1 protein-coding gene is annotated in these 259 nt (G+C 54.8%); it reads left to right on the top strand.

What is annotated here, in order from left to right:
* On the top strand, positions 1–259 hold a 259-nt coding region (locus Q4563_RS20790), incomplete at both ends, for a TRAP transporter large permease subunit (RefSeq protein WP_303605867.1).

Genomic DNA, 259 nt, shown 5'->3' with positions numbered 1-259 from the left:
GGTTTATTCCTTCCTCAAGCCAGAAGCCGCGCCTGCGTTGCCTGTCGAAGACGATGGCACCACCCAGGCCCAGATGTATACCCAGGCGATTATTGCCATTATTCCGCCATTGGCGCTGATTCTGGTGGTACTGGGATCAATCTTTGCCGGTATCGCAACCCCGACAGAATCGTCTGCATTGGGTGGCATTGGTGCCATCTTCCTGGCCACTGTTTACGGCCAATTCAGCTGGAAAATGCTGTACCAGTCGGCGCAGGAA

The sequence above is a fragment of the Gilvimarinus sp. 1_MG-2023 genome, from assembly GCF_030548285.1.
This window is presented reverse-complemented; position numbering and strand designations above follow the sequence as displayed.